Below are 24,041 nucleotides of genomic sequence, written 5' to 3' on the forward strand. Positions count from 1 at the left end.
TGTCGCACAATGTGGAAGTTGGGTGAATTCCCTCGGCCCGGATTCGATTGCGCCAGCGCAGCAGGCGACACCGCCGTTCAAGAGCGGCCGTCTTCGTGGGTAACGCGCCAGATGGTGCCGTTGCCGTCCTCGGTGACGATCAGCGAGCCGTCCTTGGCGATGGCGATACCGACCGGGCGGCCCCAGACGGCGTCGTTCGAGATAACGAGGCCGGTCATGAAGTCCTCATATTCGCCGGTCGGCTTGCCATCCCTGAATTTGAGCCTCACCACCTTGTAGCCGGTCCTGGCGCCACGGTTCCACGAACCATGCATGGTGACGAAGGCGTCACCCTGATAATCCGCCGGAAAGTTGTTGCCGTCGTAGAAGGCTATGTTCATCGGCGCCGAATGCGCCTGCATCAGCACGTCGGGGACAGTGGCCTTGCCGGCGAGGTCGGGCCGCTCGCCCTGATGGCGCGGATCCTCGTGATTGCCGATGTAGTACCAAGGCCAACCATAGAATCCGCCGTCCTTGACTGCAGTTGCAAATTCGAACGGCACATTGTCGCCGAGTTCGTCGCGCTCATTGACGACGCACCACAATGCGCCGGTGGCGGGCTGCACGGTCATGCCCGTACAGTTGCGCAGGCCGGTGGCGACAGTTCGGGGATTTTTCCCATCCGGGTCGAAGGCGAGCACATCGGCACGGCCGTCCTCGGAGCCCCAGGCCGCACCGAGCGGCTTTGAGTTCACCCAGGCGTCCAAGCCATCATCCGGCTCCTCCATGTCCTCGCCGACGTTCGACGCGGAGCCAACCGACAGATAAAGCGTCTTGCCGTCCGGCGAGAAGGCGATGTCGCGGGTCGTGTGACCACCCGACGGGATTTCCGCGACAATGGTTTCTGGTTTGCCGGATGCCTTCAGGTCGCCGTCGCGATAAGGAAAGCGGACGATGCTGTCGCTGTTTGCGACATAGACCCATTGCGGCTTGTCTCCTGGCGGATAGAAGGCGATGCCGTAGGGATAACTGAGCCCCTTGGCGAAGATCGCTTTCTCGATGGGCTTGGCGCTGTCCTCGGCGAGACGGTAGACACGTATCTGGTCGGCATGGCTGTTGGCAACGAACAGGTCGCCATTCGGAGCGACGCGCACGACGCGCGGATTGACGATGCCGGATGCGATCAGTTCGGCCGAAAAGCCCGGCGGCAAATCTGGCTTGGCGCTTTCGGGCCGTTCCGCCACGCCGGCGCCGTTCGAAGCGGATTGGGCGGGATCGGCTGGCGGCATGTCTTGCGCCCCGATCAGGCGGCGGGTGCCAGGCCTGTCGGCGTGCCAATCGCCAAAAGCGGCTTCGCCTTTGAGCACCTTCTGATCCGCCTGCTGGGCGGCTGCCGGTGTCGCAACAAGGAGAGCAGCGGCAATGGCCGCAAAGCCGCCAGATCGGATCATCAACGTCCTCCGGGATTCGCCTCGAAAAGGGCAAACGGGATGAGGCATTGGTCGTTCCAAGCGGCCGTCCAGCACACGAGGATTTGAAGCCGAACCCCGATTCACTTGCCGGCGGCGTAGAAATCGTCGTCGAGGCGCTTTTCCAGCGCGACCAGATCGGCCGGCAGCGGCAAGCCCATGGCCCGCATCTCTTGCAGCTTCTCGCGCAACTGCTCTTGCACCTCGTGCTGATCCTCTGGCTGGTTGATCATTTCTTCGAGCAGCAGGCTGATCTGGGCCTTGAACGATTCCAGCGCCATTCTTTTTCTCCTTGCGGCAGGCCGCGGCGGCTCCTAGCGCAGCATGCGCGAAATCAGCTGCGCGGTATAGTCGACCATCGGTACTATGCGCGCATAATTCAGCCGCGTCGGCCCGATGACGCCGAGCGCACCGACGACGCGGGCGTCCTTGTCGCGATAGGGTGCCACCACCAGTGATGAGCCCGACAGAGAAAACAGCTTGTTTTCCGAACCGATGAAGATGCGCACGCCCGGGCCCTCCTCGGCGAGGTCGAGGAGCTGGATCAGTCCGTCCTGGGTTTCGAGATCCTCGAAGAGATGCCGCAGCAATTCGATGTCGGCCTGGGCAGTGACGTTTTCCAGGAGATTGGCGCGGCCGCGCACGATAAGCCGCCCAGGCACCCCGCTTTCGGCGCCTGCCCAGACCGCCAGGCCCTTCTCGACCAGATCCTGTGAAAGCGTATCGAGGGCTGCCCTGGTCTCTTCCTTGATGCGGGCGATCTCGACCCGCGCTTCGGCCAGGGTGCGGCCGCGAATATGGGCGTTGAGGAAATTGGAGGCTTCGTGCAATTGCGAGACGGTGATGCCGGCGGGCAGATCGACGACGCGATTTTCGACGTCGCCGTTCTGCGAGACCAGCACGGCCAACGCCTTGGTCGGCTCGAGCTGGATGAATTCGATGTGCTTCAGCGCCACCTCGTTCTTGGCGGCGAGCACAAGGCCGGCGCCGCGCGACATGCCGGACAGCATCTGGCTGGCCTCGGTCAGCATATGCTCCAGCGTCGCGCCCGAGCCGGAGGCGCGCACCTGCGCCTCGATGGTGCGGCGCTCCTCGTCGGAGAGGTCACCGAGTTCCATGAACGCATCGACGAAGAAGCGCAGGCCAGCCTGGGTCGGCAGACGGCCGGCCGAAATATGCGGCGCATAGATCAGGCCGAGATGCTCGAGGTCGCTCATCACGTTGCGGATGGTGGCCGGCGATAGCGACGACGGCAGGATGCGCGACAGGCTGCGCGAGCCGACCGGCTCGCCATCCCTCAGATAAGAATCGACGATGCGCCGGAAGATGTCGCGCGAACGCATGTCGAGCGATTGAAGCGCGGGCGATTGCAGCGCGTGCGACGGGAGCACGTGCGATTGCGAACCGGGATCGACTGCCTTGGTCATTTCGAGCCAAAAACCTCCGGCCCGAAGATATAGACTTCCGCGGCGTCGGCGCAACCGGTCCATTTTCCTTTGCGCCTCACGCCCCGTGCGGCTACAAGCCGGCCAAGATCCCGAAGAAAGAAAGAAGCCTGAATGCGCCCTTCCAAACGCCAGTTCGACGAAATGCGCCCCATCTCCTTCGAGCGCGGCGTCTCCAAGCATGCGGAAGGCTCGTGCCTGGTGAAGTTCGGCGACACGCATGTGCTGTGCACGGCCAGCCTGGAGGAAAAGGTGCCGGGTTGGATGCGCAACTCCGGTAAGGGCTGGGTGACGGCGGAATACGGCATGCTGCCGCGTTCGACCGGCGAGCGCATGCGCCGCGAGGCTTCGGCCGGCAAACAAGGCGGCCGCACGCTGGAGATCCAGCGGCTGATCGGCCGCTCCCTGCGCGCCGTGGTCGATCTGCAGGCGCTCGGCGAGCAGCAGATCACCGTCGACTGTGATGTGATCCAGGCCGATGGCGGCACGCGCACCGCTTCGATCACCGGCGGCTGGGTGGCGCTTTACGATTGCCTGCGCTGGATGGAAGCCCGCCAAATGGCGAGCCTGGGCAAGGTGCTGAAGGATCACGTTGCGGCGATCTCCTGCGGCATCCATGATGGTCAGCCGGTCATCGACCTTGACTATATCGAGGATTCCTCGGCCGGAACCGACGCCAATTTCGTCATGACCGGCAAGGGCGGCATCGTCGAGATCCAGGGCACGGCCGAGGGCGAACCGTTCTCGGAAGAGCAGTTCGCGGCCTTGATGGGGCTGGCCAAGAAAGGCATTCAGCGCCTGGTCAGCCTGCAGCAGATGGCGGTGGACTGATCTTCAGGTTATGACGATGAGGGTGACGATCCTGTGACTCCTTCCGCAATCCTGGAATCAGCACTCTACGTGACGGATCTCGCTGCCGCGGAACGGTTCTATTCGGGCGTCCTCGGGCTCGATCCGCTCGGCAAGGTCGAGGGCAGGCATCTCTTCTTCCGCTGCGGCGACGGCGTGCTGCTTATCTTCAATGCCGAGGCGACGAAAGTGCCGCCGCCGGCCGACGCCAGGCTGCCAGTGCCGCCGCATGGCGCCGTCGGCGAGGGCCATCTCTGTTTCGCCGCAAGCGCCGACGAGATCGTGCGCTGGAAAGCGCACCTGGAAGCAAAGAGCATCGCCATCGAAAGCGAGTTCGAGTGGCCGCAAGGCGGCCGCTCGATCTATATTCGCGACCCCTCGGGCAATTCGATCGAATTCGCCGAGCCAAGAATCTGGGGCATCTGATGCATTCGCAGACTGTTCATTCGCCAATTGTTCATTCGCTTGATGGGCATAAGATCGTCGTCGCAAGCCACAATGCCGGCAAATTGCGCGAATTCGCCGATCTGATGGCGCCGTTCGGCATAGAAGCGAGGTCCGCCAAGGAATACGGCTTGCCGGAACCGGACGAGACCGGCACCACTTTCGAGGAGAACGCGCTCATAAAAGCCTTGGCCGCTGCCAAGGCCACTGGATTGCCGGCGCTGTCGGACGATTCCGGCCTATGTGTCGATGCGCTCGACGGCGCACCCGGCGTCTACACTGCCAACTGGGCCGAGACGCCGGACGGCCCCCGCGACTTCGGCATGGCCATGCAGCGCACGGAAGTGGCCTTGCAGGAAGTTGGCGCGATCGCGCCTGCCCAGCGCAAGGGCCGCTTTGTCGCGGTCATCTGCCTAGCCTTTCCCGACGGCCAGGCTGAATATTTTCGCGGCGAGGTCGAAGGTACGCTGGTATGGCCGCCGCGCGGCGAACTCGGCTTCGGCTACGACCCGGTGTTCTTGCCCAACGGGTTCGAAAAAACCTTCGGCGAGATGACCGCTGAGGAAAAACATGGCTGGAAGCCGGGCCAGCCGACAGCATTGTCGCACCGCGCCCGCGCCTTCCAGAAATTCGCGCAAGCCCGATTGGCCGCGGCATGACCATGCTGCTCGACCGCAGCCCGGGTTTTGGCGTCTACATCCACTGGCCGTTCTGCGCGGCCAAGTGCCCCTATTGCGACTTCAACAGCCATGTCCGCCACCAGCCGGTCGACCAGGAGCGTTTTGCGCGCGCCTTCGAGGCCGAGTTGGCGACCATGCGCGGCCGCACCGGGCCGCGCGAGGTGACAAGCATCTTTCTCGGTGGCGGTACGCCGTCGCTGATGAAGCCGCAGACCGTGGCGGCGGTGCTGGATGCCGTGGCGAAGAACTGGACGGTACCAGATGGCATCGAGGTGACGCTGGAGGCCAATCCTTCCTCGGTCGAGGCCGAGCGCTTTCGCGGCTATCGCGCGGCGGGCGTCAACCGGGTGTCGCTTGGCGTGCAGGCGCTGAACGACAAGGATCTGCGCTTTCTCGGCCGTTTGCACAATGTCGATGAGGCCCTGCATGCGATCGGCCTGGCGCGCGAGATTTTCCCACGGTTGTCCTTCGACCTGATCTACGCGCGGCCGGACCAGACGCCTGAAGCGTGGCAGACGGAACTCGAGCAGGCGATCGGCCACGCCGCCGACCATCTGTCGCTGTACCAGCTGACCATCGAGGAAGGCACGCCGTTCCATGCACTGCATGCAGCAAGGAAATTCATCATTCCAGACAACGATGTTGCCGCCGATCTCTATGCGTTGACGCAGGAGATCACCGCCGCGCACGGACTGCCGGCCTACGAGATTTCCAACCACGCCAGGCCCGGCGCCGAAAGCCGGCACAATCTCACCTACTGGCGCTATGGCGAATATGTCGGCGTCGGTCCCGGCGCGCATGGCCGTTTCGTCGAGAGCGGGCGGCGCGTGGTGACAATCGCCGAGAAAATGCCGGAGACCTGGGCCAATCTGGTCGAGGCCAAGGGCCATGGCGTCACCGGCGGCGAGATCCTAACGCGATCGGAAGAAGCCGACGAGTTCCTGCTGATGGGGCTGAGGCTGGCGGAAGGCATCGACCTTTCCCGCTACGAGGCGTTTTCCGGGCGCGGCCTGTCGACGGCACGGCTGTCGGTGCTGCAGGACGAAGGCCTGGTGGCGCCGATCGGCAATGCCCGCCTGCGCGCCACGCCGGCCGGCATGATCGTGCTCGATGCCGTCGTGGCGGATCTGGCCAGATAGTACCGGTGAAGAACGTTCTCTTCGTCTGCAGCCAGAATCGCTTGCGCAGCCCGACGGCGGAGCAGGTGTTTTCCGGTCGCAGGGACATCGAGGTCGCTTCGGCCGGCACCAATCACGATGCCGACACTCCGTTGACGCACGAACTTGTCGCCTGGGCCGATATCATCTTCGTGATGGAAAAGGCGCACCGCGGCAAACTGCAGCAGAAATTCAGGGCCAGTCTAAGGAAGGCTCGGGTGATCTGCCTCGATATTCCCGACGACTATGAATTCATGGACCCGGAACTGGTCCGGTTGCTGGCGGTGAAGGTATCGCGATATCTCTGAAGGCTGTCGCGCTACTGCGCCTTCGTCATCCTCGGGCTTGACCCGAGGATCCATGCCGCTACCCTTGTCGAAGAATGCTGCGGTAGAATAATTCTGAACTGTCGAAACGCTTGAATATTACGGCATGGATCCGGGTGTCTGCGCCGCGTCGCTGCGCTCCTTGCTCCGTCCCAGGATGACGAAAAGAGGATCAAGCGTCGTGCTTGAAACGACGCTTGCCGCGGTCCTTCTCGGCATGCGCTTCTCCGGAGCGGGTCTGCTTGATCTCGCTCTTGTCGCGCGGGGCAGAATGCTGGTCGCCTGTGGGATGTGATGCTGCGCCATCGCGGGCGCTTTTTGTTTCGAGACGGATGATGAAAATATCGAAGCGATTGGGCATCGTCCGGTCAGTGCTCCGTCGTGCTGTCGGTTTCGGTTACGGGCTTGCTCTCTGCCAATGGCTGGCGTGCGAGCGGTTTCCTGGCCTCGCCATCCGCGTTGCCACGCAGGCTCTTGTCGCCTGGCGCGGCGAAGCGCTTGCGGCCGGCATAATAGGGTTCGAAAACGTCCTGTATCGTCAGGCTGTCCATCCTGCTCCTCCCGAGATCAGGGTTAAAATTCGCCGGCAACGGTTTCGTTCCCTACTATGGCAAAGGCATGGCGGCCGGTTCACGTCGGGACCCCGTTTGGAACCGGGCGTTTGCAACCCAGGCTTTTGCAACCAGGCGTGAGCCGTGCCAAACAGGGTCGAACGGAGTTGTGCAGGTGACCGGCGAATTGGCCAAACGCAGTTATGTGGTCGGGCAGACCGAGATCGCCGCCCGGCCGCTCGAGCCGGCGCTCTATCTGGTGGCTACGCCGATCGGCAATCTCGCCGACATCACGCTGCGCGCGCTGGAAACGCTCGCCGCCGCAGATATCGTCGCCTGCGAGGACACGCGTGTTTCGCGCGTCCTGCTCGACCGCTACGGCATCCGCCGCCGCACCACCGCCTATCACGAGCACAATGCCGCCGAGGCCGGGCCGAAGCTGATCGCGGCACTGCTGGCCGGGCAGAGCGTAGCGCTGATCTCTGATGCCGGCACACCGCTCATCTCCGATCCCGGCTACCGGCTGGTTGGCGAGGCGCTGGAACGCGGCATTCGTGTCGTGCCGATCCCCGGACCGTCGGCGCCACTTGCCGCTCTGACGGCATCCGGCCTGCCTTCGGACGCCTTTCTGTTTGCCGGCTTCCTGCCGGTGAAGACCGGCCAGCGGCTGACGCGGCTGGAAGCGCTGAAGGCGGTGCCGGCAACGTTGATCTTCTTCGAATCGCCGCGCCGGCTGGCCGAGACGCTCAGTGCCATGGTCGAGGTGCTGGGCGGCGCCCGCAAGGCGGCGATCGGCCGCGAGTTGACCAAGACTTTCGAGGAGATGCGGACCGGCACCCTGCAGTCACTCGCCGGCCATTACGCGGCAGCCGATACGCCTAAGGGCGAAATCGTCATCTGCGTCGGCCCGGCCGATGCGGTCGCTGATGAGCCTGAAGACATCGACCGGCTGCTGCTTTCGCTGGCGGCCGAGATGCCGGCCTCCAAGGCGGCGGCGGAAGCCGCCAAGATGACGGGTGGCCAAAAACAGACGCTCTACCGACGGCTGCTCGACCTCAGGAATGCCGGAAGAGACGGGGCCGGCGGAGACCGCGATGGCTGAACGGCGGAGCGCCAGCCGGCAAAAGGCCTACCGGCGCGGCCATCACGGTGAATGGCTGGCGGCGGCGGCGCTGATGCTGAAGGGCTACCGGATTCTTGCCCGCCGCCACCGTACCAGGTTTGGCGAGATCGACCTGATCGCGCGGCGTGGCGATTTGGTGCTGATCGTCGAGGTCAAGGCACGCCGTACGCTGATCGAGGCGATGGAGGCCGTCGGCCGCGAATCGGAGCGCCGCATCGAAGGCGCGGCCGATTTCTGGCTGTCGCGCCAATCCGACTACGGAAAATTATCGGTGCGCTTCGACATGGTGGCGGTATTGCCGTGGCGCTGGCCGGTGCATGTCGAGAACGTTTTTTACGGGGGGAACTAGGTCATTCCCGAAGTGGGGTCGGTTTTGCCGCGATCTCCGGTTCAGATTCGATTGCCTGTCGTCTCGTCGATGGGAACAAGCAAGTAGCGCCATTTGCCGCCTGGATCATGTGCCGACGCTCACCTGGATTCGCTCAATCGATCGGTTTGTCGACCTGGTCTCCGCCCAGCACTGACTGGAACAAAAGCGTTCCTGCGTTGTTCTCCAACCGTCCTGATGTTCGACGGGCTGGTTCAAATGCCGATCAGGGCAGTCCTCGTGGCAGGCGTGCGAGGACAAGGGATGGCGAGGCAAATGGATCCTGACGATCTCAACCAGGAACGGATCGTCACCGTGTTCGGCGGAACTGGCTTTCTCGGGCGCAGGATCGTGACGCGGCTCCTGGAAAGGGGTTTCACGGTGCGCGCCGCATCTCGCCATCCGGCTCGCGTGGCCCTGGTCTTTTCCTCGATTACAAGGATGCCCGAAGCAGTCGAGGCGGATATATTGGATGCGTCCTCGATTGGGTCGGCCATTACCGGATCACAGGCGGTCGTGAATGCTATCAGTCTTTACGTCGAGCAGGGCGTCCAGACCTTTGAACGCGTCCATGTGAAAGCCGCGGCCGATCTCGCTGCCGTGTCGCGCAAGGTCGAGATCGATCAGTTCGTCCAGATTTCAGGGATCGGCTCCGATCCTCAATCGGATTCGAATTATATAAGGGCACGTGGGCGCGGAGAAGTTGCCGTGGGAAACGCATTTCCCGGCGCTTTCATTGTGCGTCCCGCCGTCATGACAGGACCTGACGACGCTTTCCTCACGACCATTGTGAGGCTGATACGCCTCCTGCCGGTCTATCCGCTGTTCGGCGATGGTGGCACACGGCTTCAGCCGGTCTATGTGGCCGACGTCGCGGAAGCAGTGAGCCGGCTGATCGACGGGCGAAGCCACAAGGGTTCATCCATATTCGAATTCGGGGGCCCGCGTATCTATACCTATAAGGAATTGCTTCGGGAGATCGCCCGACAGCTCGATACGCACGTAAAGCTGATGCCGGTGCCGTTTGCTGTATGGAACGCCTTGGCTGGCGTCGCGGAACTCCTCCCGGCTGCCCCCATAACGCGCAACCAGATCGATCTTATGCGTCAGGATAATGTGGCAGCAATCAACGCGCCGGGCCTGAAGGAACTCGACATCGAGCCGCGGGATATCGACGAGGTGATCCGCGTGATCGAACAGCGCCGTGGCGTAGGCTCGCGCTCGTCTCCGCCTTAGGACGGCCCTCTGATCCTGGCGGGAACCTATCGCCGCGCGACAGGTTGGTCGAGCTTGAAGCCAATGAAAGAAGGAAAAGAACCATGGCCAGATGCGATCAATGCGGGAATGACTACGACAAGGCTTTCAAAGTGACGATGGCCGAGGAGACCTACACATTCGACAGCTTCGAATGCGCGGTCGAGAAACTTGCTCCGACGTGTCCGCATTGCGGATGCCGGATCATCGGACATGGCGTCGAACAGGATGACATCATCTACTGCTGCGCACATTGCGCCGCTGAGGAAGGTGCGAGCGCGCTGACCGATCGCGCGCCTTGATGCACCTCCTTTGGCGTCTCCAGGGCGACCATTCCGAATGACTGCGCCGGCTCATCCCCATATGGCCAGTGCTGTCAGCCCGACGACGACCAGCCGAGGTCCAGACGCGCCGAGGTCAAGGCCGCCGCACCTGGACAAGTCGCTCCACAATGCCAGCCACCTCCTCTGGAATGGCCGGTATGGTGCCCGATTTCCGTGTCGACCCGAAATCGAGGCCGGCGAAAAAGAGACCTGGAACAGCGCCGACGCCATCCTCGTGGACGGGCTGGCCGGCCGCATCGAGCGCGCCAGGAAGCCGGACCCATGAGAAATCGCCGGTGAAACCCGTGCACCAGATCACTGATCTGATGCCGCTCGCCGTCCAGTCGAGGGAGCGGATCGGAGGATCGGGCAAGCGCGGGGCAACCGTCTCGGCTGGATCATCCTCGGCCAGGGGCGCATCGAGGCCGGCGCGCTCAATGTACTCGTCGACCAGGCGCTTGGCATTCGCCGAAACCTCGTCGGCAAATCGCATATGGTCGTCGAGTTCGTCGCCGAAGACGAGGCTGCCATTCTCCACGCCCCTGAAGCGGCCGAGCAGCACCACGCCCTGTGCACCCAGCGATTGCAGGCTGATTGTATGGGTCGCGCCGACCAGCGCGCGGGCCTGCAGCTTGCCGGAGGGGAGGACGAGTTCCTTGCGCGGAACGTCGAGAAAACCGGACAGCGTCAGCCATTTAAGTATGTTGCCCCCGCGGTAGCGCCGCACCCAACGGCCGTTGCGGCTGGTCGCCAAAAAGACCGCACGTCCGGCCACCGCCAGATCCTCGGCGATCTGGCCGCCCGACTGGCCGCTGCCGACCACCAGCACCGCGCCATTCTCGAACTCGGCCGGGTTGCGATAAGCCGAAGAATCGACTTGGCGAACTGCCGCCGGCAATTCCGCCGACCCTGGTGGCCGGACCTGTCGGTTCTGGCCGCCGGTGGCGATCACCACATTGCGCGCCAGAAGCACGCCACGAGCCGCCGTAGTGACGCGAAAGATCCCATCGTCTCTCGTCAGCTCTTGAACCGGAGTTTGGGTGCTTACCGGCAGGCGGTGCCGCTCGGCATAGCCTTCGAGATACGCGACAAATTCATGGTGGGTTATCGCGCCCCAGGGCTCCGGCCCCTCGTAGGAATCACCGGGTAAGATGGAGCGAATGGTCGGCGAATTCAGTCGAAACGAATTCCATCGCTGCGTTCGCCACGTTTCGCCGATCCGGCCTCGATCGAGCACACGGTGGTCGCGGCCCTGCCGTTTCAAGAAGTAGCTGACGCCGAGCCCCGCCGGACCGGCGCCAATAACGAGGGCGTCAAGAACTTCGCTCATGCATTCCCCCTGCCAACCATACGTCCACAAGATCGTATGGCTCGGCTTCGGGCAAGAACAGAGTTCCGGCTGGGATTGCGCTATCCGCGCCGGCTCACCCCCAGATTGCCAGCCCCGCCAGGCCGACGATGCCCACGACCAGCCGCCACCAGCCGAACAGCGCATAGCCATGGCGCGAGACATAGTCGAGCAGGAAGCGCACGACGATTAGCGCGGTGACGAAGGCGGCGACGAAGCCGACGGCGATGATAGGCAGGTCGGCACTGCTCAGCACATTGCGGTTCTTGAACAGGTCGAAGGCGAAGGCGCCGACCATGGTCGGGATGGCAAGGAAGAAGGAGAATTCCGCCGCCGCCCGTTTGTCGACCCCGAGCAGCAGCGCGCCGACGATGGTCGAACCCGAGCGCGATGTGCCGGGGATCAGCGACAAGCACTGGAACAGCCCGATCTGCAGATAGAGCCTGGTCGGGAACCGCTCGACATCGTGGTAATATGGCTTCGGCTTCATGCGATCGACCAGCAGCAGGATGACGCCGCCGATGATCAGCATGATGCAGATCAGCCGCGGCGATTCGAACAGCACCGTCTTGATGAAATCATGCGCCAGCGCGCCGACTACGGCCGCCGGCAGGAACGCGATGAGAATGCCAAGGACGAAATGCCGCGTCAGCCGATCGTATGGCAGTTCGAGCAGCATCTTCCAGAGCCGGTGGAAATAGACGCTGAGGATCGCCAATATGGCGCCGAGCTGGATCAGGATCTCGAAGGCCTTGCCGGTCGAATGAAAGCCGAGGAAATGGCCGGCGAGCAGGATATGACCGGTCGAAGACACCGGAATAAACTCGGTCAGGCCCTCGAGCATGCCGAGCAGCAGTGCTTCGACGACGGTCTGGCTTTCCATGGCAACCTCGGCGTTGGAGGGAGGGCTTGAGAAAACGGCTTGCTTGTCACGGCGCGGAACTCCCCCTATAGGTCGCAGCACCCTGACAGCCCCTGAATCGGGCGGCCAAGACTTACCGGCGCAGCCGGCGATTTGCCAGTGCGCTCTATTATCGCGGGACCATGCTAACGCTTTTCCACCATCCGATGTTCGCCAGCTGCCGCTTCGTCCGCCTCGCCTTTGGCGAGTATGGCGAGGAACTGGCACTGATCGAAGAGAAGCCGTGGACGCGGCGCAAGGAGTTCCTGGCGCTGAACCCGGCCGGCACGCTGCCGATCCTGCTTGCCGAGGGCGACGTGCCGATTGTTGGCGCAGTGGTCATTGCCGAATATCTCGACGAGACGCGCGGCGTACTCAAGCGCGACAAGCGGCTATTCGCCGAAGACCCGATGGAACGCGCCGAAATCCGCCGGCTGACCGACTGGTACCTCAACAAGGCGGAAAGCGAGGTTACCCGGCATCTGGTGCGCGAGCGCGTTCTGAAGCCGGTCATGCCGGAAACAGCGGGCGGCGGCTCGCCCGATTCGGCGGCGATCCGCGCCGCCCGCGCCAATATCCGCCAGCACATGAAATACACCAACTGGCTGGCCGGCACCCGTCATTGGCTGGCCGGCAACAAGGTCACCTATGCCGATCTCGCGGCGGCGGCGGCACTGTCGGTGCTCGACTATCTCGGCGAGATCGACTGGCGCGAACACAGCGCCGCGCGCGAATGGTATACAAGGGTGAAATCACGGCCTTCGTTCCGGCCGCTTCTGTCCGACCGGGTGCGTGGCCTGTCGCCGGTGTCACATTATGCGGACCTCGATTTCTGATACGGCAAAGCTGCGCGCGCTGATCGACCGCGAGGCGCGGAACGCCGGCTTTGACGCCGTCGCCGTCACAACGCCCGATGCGATTCCGCGGGCGCCGGAACGGCTGGCCGAATTCGTTGCCGACGGCTTTCACGGCTCGATGGGCTGGATTGCCGAAACGCTCGAGCGGCGAGGCAAACCAGCGGCGCTCTGGCCAGAGGTCCGCTCGATCATCGTGCTGGCGATGAATTACGGCCCCGACCGCGACCCGCGCGACATCCTGGCAAAACGCGATCGCGGCGCGATCTCCGCCTATGCGCAGAACCGCGATTATCATGACGTCATGAAAGGCCGGCTGAAGGCGATCGCCGGCAAGCTTGTTGCGCGCGCCGGCGGCGACGTCAAAGTGTTTGTCGACACCGCGCCGGTGATGGAAAAGCCGCTGGCCGAGGCGGCCGGCCTCGGTTGGCAAGGCAAGCACACCAACCTGGTCAGCCGCGCCCATGGTTCCTGGCTGTTCCTCGGCACCATCTTCACGACGGCCGAGCTGGTGCCGGGCGCGCCTGAGGACGATCATTGCGGCTCCTGCCGCGCCTGTCTCGACGCCTGCCCGACGGACGCCTTTCCGGCGCCTTACCGGCTCGATGCGCGGCGCTGCATTTCATACCTCACCATCGAGAACAAAGGACCGATCCCACATGAGTTCCGGGAAAAGATCGGCAATCGCATCTATGGCTGCGACGACTGCCTGGCCGCCTGTCCGTGGAACAAGTTCGCCCAAGCTGCCTCCGAGGCTAAGCTTGCCGCCCGCGCGGACTTGCGCGAACCGCCGCTCGCCGAGCTGCTTTGCCTGAACGACGCTGCCTTCCGCGCGCTTTTTTCGGGCTCGCCGGTCAAGCGCATCGGCCGCGACCGTTTTATCCGCAACGTGCTGATCGCGGCCGGCAATTCCCAGGACTTGTCGCTGGCCGGCGCCGTCCGCGCGCTGCTCGACGATGCCTCGCCGCTGGTTCGCGGCGCCGCGGTATGGGCGCTGTCGCGGCTAGTGCCGGGTCAGGAATTTGCCGAACGTGCCGCAGCCGCTTTGCAAGTAGAAGGTGACGAGGCGGTAAGAGGCGAATGGCTTCTGGCCCTGCCAAAGCCGATCGAGGCCCATACATGACAAAAAAGCAGATTTTCATCTTCGGCGCCGGTTATTCGGGCAGGGCCTTCGCCGGCGCCAACAGGGATGCCGACACAACGATCTTCGGTACAACACGGTCGCTGGAAAAATTCGCGGCGCTGCGGCAAGCCGGTATCGTGCCGCTGCGTTTCGATGGCACGCCGACTTCCGAAATCGGCGATGCGCTTGGGAAGACAACCCATCTCGTCGTCTCGGTCGCGCCGGACGAGGCCGGCGACCCGGTGCTGGGCGCGGCACGCGAGGTGATCGTGGCCAACATGCCGGAGCTCGAATGGATCGCCTATCTCTCCACCGTCGGCGTCTATGGCGACCATGGCGGCAACTGGGTGGACGAGGCCGCCGAATGCCGGCCGTTGTCGAAGCGGTCGGTGATGCGTGTCGCAGCCGAGCAGGATTGGCTGCAACTGGGCCACGACATCCACCGGCCGGTGGCGATCCTGCGGCTTTCCGGCATTTATGGGCCGGGCCGCAACGCCCTGGTCAATCTCGAAAACGGCACCGCCCGGCGACTGGTCAAGCCGGGCCAGGTGTTCAACCGCATCCATTGCGACGATATTGCCGGCGCTCTCTGGCATCTAGCCGAAGGCGATCGCGGCGGCATCTTCAACGTCACCGACGACCTGCCGGCGCCGCCGCAGGACGTCGTCGCCTATGCCGCCAGGTTGATGGGCATCGAGCCGCCGCCCGAAATTCCGTTCGAGACCGCCCAACTTTCGCCCATGGCGCGGTCCTTCTATGGCGAGAACAAGCGTGTCGCCAACGCGGCGATCAAGGCGGCCGGCTATGGCTTTCGCTTCCCCGACTACCGCTCGGCTCTCGACGCCATGTGGGCGAGCGGCGACTGGCGCGACGGCGAGGCGCGCAGTCCGATGAAACGGTCGTGATCGATACGTTGCGCGGGGCGTGGTATGATGCGGTTCAAATCGCGGAGGGGTCCAGCTTGGGGAAGACGTTAAAGCGAGCCTTGCCGGGAAAAACACTGCTGCTGACGGCAGCACTGGCCGTCGCCGGCCTAACGCTTGCCGCGCAAACGGCGAGCGCCGAGCAACGGGCAAAAGAGCTGTTCGGCGCCAAAAAGCTGCCGGCACTCGCAGCAGCGCAATCGATCGGCTTTTATTCCAAAGGCTGTTTTTCCGGCGGCGTCGCGCTGCCCATGGACGGCCGGCACTGGGAGGTGATGCGACCGTCGCGCAACCGCCGTTGGGGCCATCCGGCGATGATCGCGATGATCGAGAAACTATCGCGCGATGCCGCGGCCGACGGCTGGCCGGGCCTGTTGATCGGCGACATCTCGCAACCGCGCGGCGGGCCGATGCTGAGCGGCCATGCCTCGCACCAGATCGGCCTCGACGCCGACATCTGGCTAACGCCGATGCCCGACCGCAAGCTTTCGACCGAAGAGCGCGAAAACATCAGCGCTACCTTGATGGTCGATGAAAAGACCCATCTGGTAAAGGATGGCCTGTGGACGCCGATGCACACGCGGCTGTTGAGGCGCGCCGCGAGCTATCCCGAAGTCGAGCGCATCCTGGTCAATCCAGGGATCAAGAAGAAGCTCTGCGACACGGTCAAAGGCGACCGCAGCTGGTTGCGCAAGGTCAGGCCGTTCTGGGGCCACGATTACCACTTCCACATTCGTATCGGCTGCCAGCCTGGGTCACCCGACTGCAAGGCGCAGGAAGCGACGGCGCCAGGCGATGGCTGCGACCAGGCGCTGGCCTGGTGGTTCACCGAGGAGCCGTGGCGCCCCAACAAGAATCCGGACAAGCCGAAGGCACGCGACGTGATGACGATGGCGAACCTGCCCAGGCAATGCCAGTTCGTGCTCGACGCGCCGGCTCCGGCCTCGGCGGAAGCAGTCACCTATTATGGCGACGGCGTGCCGATCGCGGCCGTACCCGCTCCCGCGGCAGAGCCTTCGCCGCCGCCGACGGTCGCAGCCGGCGCGGCAGCGCTTCCGGCCTCGGCGAACGCCTTTGTGGCGACCCCCGAGATCCGCATTCCGCTGCCGCGGCCACGACCGGGGCACTGATGCGGGCAGCGTGTTCGCTGTCTGCATCCGTGCATCTCCACTTCGAAAACCGATTTCCCTTTTTGCGGTCATGCGCTAGTCAACGAGAGAACGGCGATACGCGTCGGGAACGGACGAGAGCATGCCAGGCGTAAGCGACGACGACACTCTGTTGCGGTTTCCGATTCTGATCGGCGACATAGGCGGCACCAATGCGCGCTTCTCGATCGTGCTTGACGCGAATTCCGAAGCCGGCGAGCCGACGATCGTCCAGACCGCCAACTTCAATACGATCGACGAGGCGATCCAGTCGGCCGTGCTCGACCGCTCGTCGGTCCGGCCGAATTCAGCTGTGCTGGCGGTAGCCGGTCCTGTCGAAAGCGACGAGATCCCGCTTACCAATTGCCCATGGATCGTCAAGCCGAGACAGATGTTCGCCAGTCTCGGTCTCAGCGACGTCGTGGTGCTCAACGACTTCGAGGCGCAGGCGCTGGCCGTCGTCGCGCTCGGCGAAGAGCATATGGAAAAGATCGGCGGTGACGCGCCGGAACCGAATTCCGGGCGGGTGGTGCTCGGCCCGGGAACCGGGCTCGGCGTCGCCGGGCTGGTCTATGCGCTGCATCACTGGATACCGGTGCCCGGCGAGGGCGGCCATATGGATATCGGCCCGCGCTCGCCGCGCGATTTCCAGGTGTTTCCGCATATCGAGAAGCTCGAGGGCCGCATCTCCGGCGAACAGATCCTGTCCGGGCGCGGCCTAGTCAATGCCTACCGGGCGGTGGCCAAGGCGGACGGCAAGCCGTCGCCCTTTACCACGCCCGCCGAGATCACCGCCGCGGCGCTGGCAAAGAACGATCCGGTAGCCGAAGAGGCGCTGTCGATCTTCGTCACCTGCCTGGGGCGCACCGCCGGCGATCTCGCTCTGGTGTTCATGAGCCGCGGCGGCGTGTTTCTCACCGGCGGCATCGCGCAAAAAATCCTGCCGGCACTGCGCACCGGCAATTTCCGCGCCGCCTTCGAGGACAAGGCGCCGCATAGCGCCCTGATGCGCAGCATGCCGGTCTATGTCATCACCCATCCGCTAGCGGCGCTTTTAGGGCTGGCCGCCTATGCCAGAAATCCGTCGCTGTTCGGCGTGCAGACGGCGGGGCGGCGCTGGCGGGTCTAGGACACACGCTGCGCCGCGACGAAGTTTCGCCGTCCCCGGCCATAGGCAAGCCGCCATTGGGGCGTTAAGAGGTTGCCGAATTGCAGCCCGGCCGAACCGAAACCACAAAGCGCTCCAACTTGACACTTCCAGCACCAACCAAAGGGAAAGTCCGTCCCAGCGAGATCGTGGCGGTGATCCGCCGCATCATCGCCGAGAACAGCCGCGACTATCGCTGGTACTATGCTCTTGCCGTGCTGTGCCTGGTGACGATCGCGGCGACGACCGCCTTCACAGCCTGGATCATGAAGGATGTCATCGATCAGATCTTCTACCAACAGCGCGGCGATCTTATCGCGCTGATCAGCGTGTCGATCCTGGCCGCCTTCATGCTGCGCGGGCTGGCCAGCTACGGCCAGGCAGTGACGCTGGCCAAAATCGGCAACAATCTGGTGGCGCGTTATCAGCGCCGCATCTTCGACCATCTGATGAAGCTCGGCGTCAGCTTCTTCAACGACACCCGCTCGGGCCGGCTCGCCGCGCAGATCAACGAGAACGTCAACGGCATCCGCGATCTCCTGTCGATGACGCTGACATCGCTGGCGCGCGATGCCGTGTCGCTTGTCGCGCTGGTCGGCGTCATGATCTGGCAGGACCCGATGCTCTCGGCGATGTCGCTGCTGATCGGCCCGCCTTTGATCTACAGTGTCACCTATCTGATGCGCCGGGTGCGTCGCATCACCCGTGAATCGGTGCAGATCAACTCGCGGCTGATCGGCGCGATGCAGGAAGCGACGCAAGGCATCGCTATCGTCAAGGCCTTCACTCTGGAAGACGAGCTGTCGCGCCGCATCGGCGGCCTCGTCGCGGGCGCCGAGCAGCGGGCAAACAAGATCGCCCGCGTCTCGGAACGGCTGACGCCGATCTCCGAAATGCTGGCCGGCTTCGCCGTCGCCGGCGTCATCGCCTATTCCGGCTACCGGGCGACTATCGGCGGCCAACCGCCGGGCGCGGTGTTTGCCTTCATCACCGCCCTGCTGCTTGCCTATGACCCCGCCAGGCGGCTGGCGCGTATGCAGGTCGGCATGGAAAAGTCGCTGGTCAATGCGCGCATGATCTACGAGCTTCTCGACCTCGAGCCGCAGCAGGGTGACGTGCCGGGAGCCGCCGAGGCGAAATTCACCTCTGGCGAAGTGCGCTTCAACAATGTGTCCTTCCGCTATGTCGAAGAGGCGCCGGTCCTGCAGGATCTGAGCTTTGTCGCCGCTGCCGGCAAGGTGACTGCCATCGTCGGAGCTTCGGGCGCCGGCAAGACGACGCTGGTTGCGCTGCTGCAGCGCTTCTACGACGTCGAGTCGGGCAGCATCGATATCGATGGCCAGGACATTTCAAAGGTCACCAAGCATTCGCTGCGCGGCTCGATCGCCTATGTTTCGCAGCAGCCTTATCTGTTCGAAGGCACCATCCGCGACAACATCCGCTACGGCAGGCTGAGCGCCACCGCCGCCGAGATTGAACGCGCCGCCCAACAGGCCGCGGCCGACGATTTCATTCGCCAGCAGCCGCAAGGCTACGACACGCCCGTCGGCGAGAACGGCGTGACGCTGTCGGGCGGCCAGCGCCAGCGCGTATCGATTGCCCGCGCCATCGTTCGGCAGGCGCCGATCCTGCTGCTCGACGAAGCCACCTCGGCGCTCGACAACGAGGCCGAGGCCCGCGTCCAGGAAGCGCTGACCCATGTCATGGAAGGGCGCACCACCATTGTCATCGCGCACCGGCTGTCGACGGTGGTCAATGCCGACCATATCATCGTGCTGGAGCAGGGCCGGCTGGTCGAACAGGGCACGCACGCCTCGCTGATGGCCGACCCGCACAGCGTCTATGCGCGGTTTCACCGGGTGCAAGGCAGGAAAGGGCTGGGGCTTGTCGATGACGGCAAGCCAATCCAGAGTGCGGCGCAAAATGCCCGCGCGAAAAAGGTGGTCGGGAGACATTCATGAGTGACATGCCGACCGCGAGTGAAATGGGCCTGGTGGTGGTCGGCGCTGCCGGCCGCATGGGCCAGGCGCTGATCCGCGCCATCCACACCATACCGGGCGCGCGTGTCGCCGGCGCCATCGCGCCGGCCGGATCGCCCCATATCGGCAAGGATGCCGGCGAGCTGGCCGGCGTCGGCCGGCTCGGCGTGGCGATCGGGGACGATCCGCTGCCGGTCTTCGCCAAGGCCGACGGCGTACTCGATTTCACCACCCCGGAAGCGACCGTCGAATTCGCCGGCTACGCGGCGCAGGCGCGCATCGCCCACATCATCGGCACCACCGGCTGTTCGGCCGAAGACAACGCCAGGATCGCGGCCGCCGCGCGGCACGCGACGATCGTCAAGTCAGGCAATATGAGCCTCGGCGTCAATCTGCTGGCGGTGCTGGTGGAGCAGGCGGCGCGCGCGCTCGATGCCGACGATTTCGACATCGAGATCCTGGAAATGCATCACCGGCACAAGGTCGACGCGCCGTCGGGAACGGCGCTGCTGCTCGGCGAAGCCGCCGCTAATGGGCGCGGCATCGACCTTGACGGGAACAGCGTGCGGTCGCGCGACGGTCATACCGGCGTGCGCAAGGCAGGCTCGATCGGTTTCGCCAGCTTGCGCGGCGGCTCGGTCGTCGGCGACCACAGTGTGGTGCTGGCCGGTACCGGCGAGCGCATCACGCTCGCCCACCATGCCGAGGACCGGGCGATCTTTGCCCGCGGCGCAGTCAAGGCAGCCCTGTGGGCGCGCGGCCGCAAGCCGGGCCTCTATTCGATGCGGGACGTGCTCGGCCTGACCAGTTGATCCATAAAAATTTGAAGGAGCAAATATGTCGAGAACTCTCGTGCTCGTGCGCCACGGCCAGAGCGAGTGGAACCTGAAGAACCTTTTTACCGGCTGGCGCGACGTCGACCTGACCGAACTAGGCCATACCGAAGCCAAGGCGGCCGGCGCCAAGCTCAGGGCGCGCGGCATGAAATTCGACATCGCCTTCACGTCGTCGCTGATCCGGGCGCAGAAGACCTGTCAGCACATTCTAGACGCTGTCGGCCAGAGCGGGCTCGAGACCATCCGCGACCAGGCGCTGAACGAGCGCGACTATGGCGATCTCTCCGGCCTCAACAAGGATGATGCGCGCAAGAAATGGGGCGAGGAGCAGGTGCATGTCTGGCGCCGCTCCTATGACGTGCCGCCGCCCGGCGGGGAAAGCCTGAAGGATACCGGCGCGCGCGTCTGGCCCTATTACCTGCACGATCTGCAGCCGCATGTGCTGCGCGGCGGCACCGTGCTGGTGGCGGCGCACGGCAATTCGCTGCGCGCGCTGATCATGGCGCTGGACGGCAAGTCGGGCGAGGAGATCGTCAAGCTCGAGCTCGGCACCGGTGTGCCGATCATCTATACGCTCAACGCCGATTCCACGGTAGCGTCGAAGGAAGTGCTGGAGCATTGAGCCGGAGAAGGAACGCGGCTTTCAAAAAAGCGCGTTGACACTCATCCTTTGCCCGCTTAATGAGCGCGCACCAGCCCAGATGGCGGAATTGGTAGACGCGCACGGTTCAGGTCCGTGTTCCGCAAGGAGTGGAGGTTCGAGTCCTCTTCTGGGCACCAAATTCCCGTTTCGAACTTTTGATAAGGTTCAGGAACCCCAAGAAAAAGCCCCGGTTTTGCCGGGCCTTTTTCTTGGCCGGATGTCCTCTGTCGCCCATGGTACCCCATAAGTATCCAATAATTATCCGTCCGGGTTAGGCAGCGATCTGTCGTTGCGGCAGCGCACCAGCGGAAGGATTTCGCCGGAGATCACTCTGGTGATCTTTTGCTGCTTGGCGTTGGTTACGACGGTCATGCACGCGCATCCGTAGCCGTGGCCGGAACCAGGCACATTGGTCTCGACGAATTGCCGCTCGTCAAAGGCCGGCACATTGTCGATGCCTTTGGGATCCGGTCGCCCCTGCATCTGCATCCACCAATCCCCGTCACTGTCGGTCAGGACGAGGTTGCCGGGTGTCGGGCTGGAGTACCAGCCACAACGGCGCTCGGCGTAGGCGGCGGCAGGCAAGGACATGATGGCTAGGCAGAAACAGGTAGCGAATAATGGGCGCATGAGAACCTTTACCTCCTTAAGTAAAGCAGGTCATGCCGCCGATAATCTGCGTTGACGCAGGTAACGAGGCGGCATGATTTTGTAGGCCTTATGGCCTCAACTTCGTGTCCACATTTTCTTCGATCAATCCGCAATGAAGCGTCACAGGCTTCCTTTGGACATCGCTTAGTGGACCGTCGATGAAATCGCAGCTGAGCAGATTGTCCGGACTGCTCTTGCGTGCGGATGCAACGTTGACGTTGACCTCGGGAGGGCCGGCAAGCCAGTCGAGACGCTTCGTGTCGACCTTTGTGCCGCCGATGTGGGCGTGGCCCGCTGTGCCCGCTATCTCGACCTCTTCGTCCTGCGGCGTGAGATCGATCTGGCCGACTTCGTTGGCGTGCTTCTCGGCACTCCGCTTCGGGTCACCGTAATAGGAGGCGAGGACAACGATCCCTTCCTTTTCAGTCGCGAGCTTGGCGGCTGCTTTTTTGGACAGCGTGACGTTGACGTCGAAGCCGAGGTCGCCCTGGGCTGTCGCCGGCACAGCACATGCTAACAGCGCAGATGCTGCAATCGTTACTGCGGGCAGTGATCTATAGCGTTTCACAATCCACCTCCTTTAGCCCCTCACGCAATGCCGATACCCCCGCATCCTTTCGTGTCTGGCTCCCGCATCACGCTCGCCGCCGGCTTCACCGTGAAACAACATTCAGACCAACGCGCGACAGTTGAGGATCTGCTGGAGGCAGATTCAAACGCTTCAATCTGTCGGCGGTTTCCTGCTCTATGTGCAGCCCCCAATCGGAAAAGAACCGGGTCAGGTCCTGATTTGCGACCGTACTGGCACGCAGGATGAAGGTTTGTACCTTGACCGCATCCTGCTTATTGGCATCGTCCAGTGGATGCTCGCGGTAATATCGGTGAAGCTTCGGATAGAAGTCCTCGCCGAGACCCCGGCGCAATTGATCGAACATGACCAGCCGCACCCAAAGCTCATCGTCGTCATCCGCGCTGGCACGCATTTGTTTTTCATTGTCGAAATCGCGCGTCTTCCGCGCCAGATATCGCGCCGCCAGATCCAGCGGCGTCTTGCCGGTAGAGTCATCGCGCTCTTTCAAGCGGGACGGATGGCCAAAATGTGCCTGGGCATTGAGGGAATAGATATTGACCGTAGTTTCTACGATCTCGCCCCAGGTCCAATCCTCCTGCTGGTACATATGGCCGGTTTCATGCCAGATCGACCACGCTTGCCGCAGCTTATTCACGTCCAGCAAATCACCCATGTTGCTGCCGGGGACACCCATAAAATAGTTGCGTCGTCGAAGACCTTCGCCGGTGTCACCGTGTCCTGCTGATAGTGCATGCGCAAACGGGATGCCCGATGAAGTTTGGAGGAACCGTCGAGACCGGATAGTGCATCGTACCAGCCTAGAATTTGCTCGAGGGCGTCGAGAATTTCCGCAGGGTCGTCCTGAGGCGCCCTCATATAGACTTTGCGGGTCGCGGTAATGGCAACACGCTCGCTTATCATCTCGACGAATGGCGCACCGGGCATGTCGGTGAGCATTTTACGCCAGTCTTCGAAGCTTGTTTTTCCCTTGACGTAGAGGGGGATCGAACTGCCGCCGCGCACGATTGCCACGTCGATCGGAGGCAGAGCCGCACTGAAGCCGCTGTAGGCGTAGCGGAAATGGATCAGCCCGTCGCGCTTCGCCGTGAAGTCGGTGCGCCCTTCCTTGGCAATGACCAATTGCGGGTCATCCTGGGGTCTTTCGTCATAGAAGCTGTTCATCGGGCCGATCATGATCATCAAGCCGTCGGGGGAAGGCGGCAGGCCTTCGGCCGTAACCGATACTGCCTCTCCCTTTCTCACGAACACACCGCTTGGCTGATCGTCCATCAGCTTCGTGCGTCTCAGCCTATTGGCCTCGGGTGTGGCTGCAGGCATCGGAGCGAGGCGATAGCGCTTGTTCAGATTGTCGAATTCCGACACCGCTGCCGACGCCGCTGCCGGTCGGTCGCCATTGCCGGCCGGATAAAGCAACCACTGGGCGTTATCGTCCAAGCTGGCGTCATAGACGATGATCTGAGCGTCGTCCGCACGTTCATTGGCCCTGACGTTGAGCGTCGTGCCGCTGTCATCCAGCTCGATGCCATAGCTGTTCAGATGCGGCTTGAAGCGCCATGCCTGCCCCTCAGCGGACTGCTCGTCCTTGAGGACGACACTCGTATTCCCGTTTTCGTCTTCGTCGCCCCCAGCAAGATACGTTCCGTATCGTCGAGACCGGATCTGCAGGGTTGCGCCGTTCGTTTCCCCGGTCGCCCTGGTGATGGTCCATAGCTGCGCGGGACCATCCTTGGGTTTGCGAGCGGACTGACCAAGCACGATCTCGCCATGCCTGTCTTCAAAGACGGTGAGCGCTTTGTAGGAATGCTTCGCGACGATGTAATAATCCCCTTCGGGGATCTCAGCGGCACTTGCGACCGGAACAATTGCCGCCAGCAACAGCCCAGCTATCAAGTGCACTGCAGATACGATGAAGGTCTTCATCCCGGCACC

The 24,041-nt window shown here is 63.3% G+C and carries 28 protein-coding genes and 1 tRNA gene; 18 read left to right on the forward strand and 11 right to left on the reverse strand.

The genetic code is table 11. From position 1 onward, the window contains the following. Positions 1–77: 77 nt before the first annotated feature. From NKH89_RS30440 to hrcA, 3 genes are all read right to left on the reverse strand, one after another. The gene (locus NKH89_RS30440) at positions 78–1,430 is read right to left on the reverse strand and encodes a PQQ-dependent sugar dehydrogenase (protein ID WP_352910957.1); all 1,353 of its coding nucleotides are present in this window, start codon (positions 1,428–1,430) and stop codon (positions 78–80) included. A gap of 101 nt (positions 1,431–1,531) precedes the next feature. Then, entirely contained in the window at positions 1,532–1,729 is a 198-nt protein-coding gene (locus NKH89_RS30445) for a hypothetical protein (RefSeq protein WP_023718841.1), read from the reverse strand. A 33-nt stretch (positions 1,730–1,762) separates the two neighbouring features. After that, a complete protein-coding gene (hrcA, locus tag NKH89_RS30450; protein WP_352481369.1) occupies positions 1,763–2,875 on the reverse strand; it encodes a heat-inducible transcriptional repressor HrcA in 1,113 nt (370 codons plus the stop codon). A gap of 132 nt (positions 2,876–3,007) precedes the next feature. Here hrcA and rph point away from each other — a divergent pair, with 132 nt between their 5' ends. Genes rph through NKH89_RS30475 form a run of 5 tightly spaced genes read left to right on the forward strand, consistent with a single transcriptional unit; the run spans position 3,008 to position 6,331 of the window. Beyond that, complete coding sequence (gene rph, locus NKH89_RS30455; protein ID WP_023718839.1) at positions 3,008–3,724, forward strand: ribonuclease PH; 717 nt, start codon at positions 3,008–3,010, stop codon at positions 3,722–3,724. Between the two features lie 33 nt (positions 3,725–3,757). Further along, a complete protein-coding gene (locus NKH89_RS30460; RefSeq protein WP_023718838.1) occupies positions 3,758–4,168 on the forward strand; it encodes a VOC family protein in 411 nt (136 codons plus the stop codon). Continuing rightward, positions 4,168–4,845: an RdgB/HAM1 family non-canonical purine NTP pyrophosphatase gene (gene rdgB / locus NKH89_RS30465; RefSeq protein WP_023718837.1), complete on the forward strand. Its 678-nt coding sequence runs from the start codon at positions 4,168–4,170 to the stop codon at positions 4,843–4,845. Before NKH89_RS30460 ends, rdgB begins: the two co-directional genes overlap by 1 nt. Then, positions 4,842–6,005: a radical SAM family heme chaperone HemW gene (gene hemW, locus NKH89_RS30470; protein WP_023718836.1), complete on the forward strand. Its 1,164-nt coding sequence runs from the start codon at positions 4,842–4,844 to the stop codon at positions 6,003–6,005. The genes rdgB and hemW overlap by 4 nt, the downstream gene beginning before the upstream one ends. Before the next feature lie 5 nt (positions 6,006–6,010). Beyond that, a complete protein-coding gene (locus NKH89_RS30475) occupies positions 6,011–6,331 on the forward strand; it encodes a low molecular weight protein tyrosine phosphatase family protein (protein ID WP_023718835.1) in 321 nt (106 codons plus the stop codon). Between the two features lie 190 nt (positions 6,332–6,521). Here the strand turns inward: NKH89_RS30475 and NKH89_RS30480 are convergent, their stop codons facing one another. Together NKH89_RS30480 and NKH89_RS30485 are read right to left on the reverse strand one after the other, a co-directional pair. Further along, positions 6,522–6,710 (reverse strand): hypothetical protein, encoded by a 189-nt coding sequence (locus tag NKH89_RS30480; protein ID WP_352910961.1) that lies wholly within the window; start codon positions 6,708–6,710, stop codon positions 6,522–6,524. A 7-nt stretch (positions 6,711–6,717) separates the two neighbouring features. Further along, positions 6,718–6,900, reverse strand: a complete 183-nt coding sequence (locus NKH89_RS30485) for a hypothetical protein (protein ID WP_023718833.1) — start codon at positions 6,898–6,900, stop codon at positions 6,718–6,720. 175 nt (positions 6,901–7,075) lie between these two features. Here NKH89_RS30485 and rsmI point away from each other — a divergent pair, with 175 nt between their 5' ends. The 4 genes from rsmI (at position 7,076) to NKH89_RS30505 (ending at position 9,946) form a co-directional block, all read left to right on the forward strand. Beyond that, the gene (rsmI, locus tag NKH89_RS30490) at positions 7,076–8,002 is read left to right on the forward strand and encodes a 16S rRNA (cytidine(1402)-2'-O)-methyltransferase (protein WP_352495438.1); all 927 of its coding nucleotides are present in this window, start codon (positions 7,076–7,078) and stop codon (positions 8,000–8,002) included. Then, positions 7,995–8,372, forward strand: coding sequence for a YraN family protein (locus tag NKH89_RS30495; RefSeq protein ID WP_023718831.1), 378 nt, complete (start codon positions 7,995–7,997; stop codon positions 8,370–8,372). Before rsmI ends, NKH89_RS30495 begins: the two co-directional genes overlap by 8 nt. A gap of 216 nt (positions 8,373–8,588) precedes the next feature. Next, on the forward strand, positions 8,589–9,626 hold the full coding sequence (locus NKH89_RS30500; protein ID WP_352910964.1) for a complex I NDUFA9 subunit family protein: 1,038 nt from the start codon (positions 8,589–8,591) through the stop codon (positions 9,624–9,626). 44 nt (positions 9,627–9,670) lie between these two features. Further along, positions 9,671–9,946: a metallothionein gene (locus NKH89_RS30505; RefSeq protein WP_352910966.1), complete on the forward strand. Its 276-nt coding sequence runs from the start codon at positions 9,671–9,673 to the stop codon at positions 9,944–9,946. 115 nt (positions 9,947–10,061) lie between these two features. Here NKH89_RS30505 and NKH89_RS30510 read toward each other — a convergent pair whose 3' ends face one another. Beyond that, positions 10,062–11,297, reverse strand: coding sequence for a flavin-containing monooxygenase (locus tag NKH89_RS30510; protein ID WP_352910969.1), 1,236 nt, complete (start codon positions 11,295–11,297; stop codon positions 10,062–10,064). 94 nt (positions 11,298–11,391) lie between these two features. After that, the gene (locus NKH89_RS30515) at positions 11,392–12,198 is read right to left on the reverse strand and encodes an undecaprenyl-diphosphate phosphatase (protein ID WP_023718827.1); all 807 of its coding nucleotides are present in this window, start codon (positions 12,196–12,198) and stop codon (positions 11,392–11,394) included. Positions 12,199–12,359: 161 nt separating this feature from the next. On the opposite strand from NKH89_RS30515, the gene NKH89_RS30520 reads away from it, so the two are divergent. The 9 genes from NKH89_RS30520 to NKH89_RS30560 all read left to right on the forward strand — a co-directional run bounded on the left by NKH89_RS30520 (position 12,360) and on the right by NKH89_RS30560 (position 21,006). Then, on the forward strand, positions 12,360–13,052 hold the full coding sequence (locus tag NKH89_RS30520) for a glutathione S-transferase family protein (protein ID WP_023678968.1): 693 nt from the start codon (positions 12,360–12,362) through the stop codon (positions 13,050–13,052). Continuing rightward, positions 13,033–14,193, forward strand: a complete 1,161-nt coding sequence (gene queG, locus NKH89_RS30525; protein ID WP_023718826.1) for a tRNA epoxyqueuosine(34) reductase QueG — start codon at positions 13,033–13,035, stop codon at positions 14,191–14,193. The genes NKH89_RS30520 and queG overlap by 20 nt, the downstream gene beginning before the upstream one ends. Beyond that, a complete protein-coding gene (locus NKH89_RS30530; RefSeq protein ID WP_023718825.1) occupies positions 14,190–15,098 on the forward strand; it encodes an SDR family oxidoreductase in 909 nt (302 codons plus the stop codon). The genes queG and NKH89_RS30530 overlap by 4 nt, the downstream gene beginning before the upstream one ends. 56 nt (positions 15,099–15,154) lie before the next feature. Next, a complete protein-coding gene (gene mepA, locus NKH89_RS30535; RefSeq protein ID WP_031193975.1) occupies positions 15,155–16,246 on the forward strand; it encodes a penicillin-insensitive murein endopeptidase in 1,092 nt (363 codons plus the stop codon). 121 nt (positions 16,247–16,367) lie between these two features. Further along, positions 16,368–17,393 (forward strand): glucokinase, encoded by a 1,026-nt coding sequence (locus tag NKH89_RS30540; protein ID WP_023718823.1) that lies wholly within the window; start codon positions 16,368–16,370, stop codon positions 17,391–17,393. Between the two features lie 119 nt (positions 17,394–17,512). Then, positions 17,513–19,372 (forward strand): ABC transporter ATP-binding protein, encoded by a 1,860-nt coding sequence (locus tag NKH89_RS30545; RefSeq protein ID WP_352910973.1) that lies wholly within the window; start codon positions 17,513–17,515, stop codon positions 19,370–19,372. A gap of 5 nt (positions 19,373–19,377) precedes the next feature. Next, the gene (dapB, locus tag NKH89_RS30550) at positions 19,378–20,202 is read left to right on the forward strand and encodes a 4-hydroxy-tetrahydrodipicolinate reductase (RefSeq protein ID WP_036244690.1); all 825 of its coding nucleotides are present in this window, start codon (positions 19,378–19,380) and stop codon (positions 20,200–20,202) included. Positions 20,203–20,227: 25 nt separating this feature from the next. Next, positions 20,228–20,848 carry a 2,3-bisphosphoglycerate-dependent phosphoglycerate mutase gene (locus tag NKH89_RS30555; RefSeq protein WP_023718820.1) on the forward strand — a complete coding sequence of 207 codons (621 nt, stop codon included), beginning with the start codon at positions 20,228–20,230 and terminating at the stop codon, positions 20,846–20,848. A gap of 73 nt (positions 20,849–20,921) precedes the next feature. After that, positions 20,922–21,006, forward strand: a tRNA-Leu gene (locus NKH89_RS30560). 121 nt (positions 21,007–21,127) lie between these two features. Here NKH89_RS30560 and NKH89_RS30565 read toward each other — a convergent pair. The 4 genes from NKH89_RS30565 to NKH89_RS30580 all read right to left on the reverse strand — a co-directional run bounded on the left by NKH89_RS30565 (position 21,128) and on the right by NKH89_RS30580 (position 24,032). Continuing rightward, positions 21,128–21,460 (reverse strand): DUF4087 domain-containing protein, encoded by a 333-nt coding sequence (locus tag NKH89_RS30565; RefSeq protein WP_352910975.1) that lies wholly within the window; start codon positions 21,458–21,460, stop codon positions 21,128–21,130. A gap of 127 nt (positions 21,461–21,587) precedes the next feature. Beyond that, complete coding sequence (locus NKH89_RS30570) at positions 21,588–22,088, reverse strand: hypothetical protein (protein ID WP_352495428.1); 501 nt, start codon at positions 22,086–22,088, stop codon at positions 21,588–21,590. 85 nt (positions 22,089–22,173) lie between these two features. Further along, positions 22,174–22,764, reverse strand: a complete 591-nt coding sequence (locus NKH89_RS30575) for a M60 family metallopeptidase (RefSeq protein WP_352910978.1) — start codon at positions 22,762–22,764, stop codon at positions 22,174–22,176. Beyond that, complete coding sequence (locus NKH89_RS30580) at positions 22,743–24,032, reverse strand: M60 family metallopeptidase (RefSeq protein ID WP_352910981.1); 1,290 nt, start codon at positions 24,030–24,032, stop codon at positions 22,743–22,745. Before NKH89_RS30580 ends, NKH89_RS30575 begins: the two co-directional genes overlap by 22 nt. Positions 24,033–24,041: the final 9 nt, after the last annotated feature.

Source organism: Mesorhizobium sp. M0923 (assembly GCF_040319365.1).
Taxonomy (GTDB): domain Bacteria; phylum Pseudomonadota; class Alphaproteobacteria; order Rhizobiales; family Rhizobiaceae; genus Mesorhizobium.

Coding starts and splice junctions, on each gene's coding strand:
- NKH89_RS30510 (WP_352910969.1), bottom strand. CDS start 11,297: ATGAGCGAAGTTCTTGACGCCCTCGTTATTGGCGCCGGTCCGGCGGGG.
- NKH89_RS30485 (WP_023718833.1), bottom strand. CDS start 6,900: ATGGACAGCCTGACGATACAGGACGTTTTCGAACCCTATTATGCCGGC.
- NKH89_RS30575 (WP_352910978.1), bottom strand. CDS start 22,764: ATGGGTGATTTGCTGGACGTGAATAAGCTGCGGCAAGCGTGGTCGATC.
- hrcA (WP_352481369.1), bottom strand. CDS start 2,875: ATGACCAAGGCAGTCGATCCCGGTTCGCAATCGCACGTGCTCCCGTCG.
- NKH89_RS30515 (WP_023718827.1), bottom strand. CDS start 12,198: ATGGAAAGCCAGACCGTCGTCGAAGCACTGCTGCTCGGCATGCTCGAG.
- NKH89_RS30530 (WP_023718825.1), top strand. CDS start 14,190: ATGACAAAAAAGCAGATTTTCATCTTCGGCGCCGGTTATTCGGGCAGG.
- NKH89_RS30520 (WP_023678968.1), top strand. CDS start 12,360: ATGCTAACGCTTTTCCACCATCCGATGTTCGCCAGCTGCCGCTTCGTC.
- NKH89_RS30480 (WP_352910961.1), bottom strand. CDS start 6,710: ATGCCCAATCGCTTCGATATTTTCATCATCCGTCTCGAAACAAAAAGC.
- NKH89_RS30580 (WP_352910981.1), bottom strand. CDS start 24,032: ATGAAGACCTTCATCGTATCTGCAGTGCACTTGATAGCTGGGCTGTTG.
- hemW (WP_023718836.1), top strand. CDS start 4,842: ATGACCATGCTGCTCGACCGCAGCCCGGGTTTTGGCGTCTACATCCAC.
- NKH89_RS30565 (WP_352910975.1), bottom strand. CDS start 21,460: ATGTCCTTGCCTGCCGCCGCCTACGCCGAGCGCCGTTGTGGCTGGTAC.
- queG (WP_023718826.1), top strand. CDS start 13,033: ATGCGGACCTCGATTTCTGATACGGCAAAGCTGCGCGCGCTGATCGAC.
- NKH89_RS30440 (WP_352910957.1), bottom strand. CDS start 1,430: ATGATCCGATCTGGCGGCTTTGCGGCCATTGCCGCTGCTCTCCTTGTT.
- NKH89_RS30445 (WP_023718841.1), bottom strand. CDS start 1,729: ATGGCGCTGGAATCGTTCAAGGCCCAGATCAGCCTGCTGCTCGAAGAA.
- NKH89_RS30540 (WP_023718823.1), top strand. CDS start 16,368: ATGCCAGGCGTAAGCGACGACGACACTCTGTTGCGGTTTCCGATTCTG.
- rdgB (WP_023718837.1), top strand. CDS start 4,168: ATGCATTCGCAGACTGTTCATTCGCCAATTGTTCATTCGCTTGATGGG.
- NKH89_RS30555 (WP_023718820.1), top strand. CDS start 20,228: ATGTCGAGAACTCTCGTGCTCGTGCGCCACGGCCAGAGCGAGTGGAAC.
- NKH89_RS30500 (WP_352910964.1), top strand. CDS start 8,589: ATGTTCGACGGGCTGGTTCAAATGCCGATCAGGGCAGTCCTCGTGGCA.
- NKH89_RS30495 (WP_023718831.1), top strand. CDS start 7,995: ATGGCTGAACGGCGGAGCGCCAGCCGGCAAAAGGCCTACCGGCGCGGC.
- rph (WP_023718839.1), top strand. CDS start 3,008: ATGCGCCCTTCCAAACGCCAGTTCGACGAAATGCGCCCCATCTCCTTC.
- dapB (WP_036244690.1), top strand. CDS start 19,378: ATGCCGACCGCGAGTGAAATGGGCCTGGTGGTGGTCGGCGCTGCCGGC.